1 protein-coding gene is annotated in these 237 nt (G+C 77.6%); it reads right to left on the reverse strand.

The window, feature by feature from the left end:
- The coding region (locus tag J5474_RS22680; RefSeq protein WP_209364293.1) for a hypothetical protein at positions 1 to 237 on the reverse strand (237 nt) is incomplete at both ends.

The following is a 237-nucleotide window of genomic DNA, read 5'->3' on the forward strand; positions in this document are numbered from 1 at the left end:
GGACGGCCGGCATGACCACGATCGCCACCGCCAGGACGGCACCGAGCAGGCTGGCGGTGCGCCGCTGCATCAGCGCGCCGCCCAGGCCCGCCAACACCCCGGCGCCGAGGGCGAGCTTGGCGGATTCCCCCGGCAGCAGCACCAGCACCACCGCGCCAAGCCCCAGCACCAGCGCGCGCAGCCACCAGGCGAGCGGCGCCGCGGCCACCAGCGGCAGCCAGAGCGCCATGGCGGAGG

Source organism: Sagittula salina (genome assembly GCF_017813235.1).
GTDB lineage: Bacteria > Pseudomonadota > Alphaproteobacteria > Rhodobacterales > Rhodobacteraceae > Sagittula > Sagittula salina.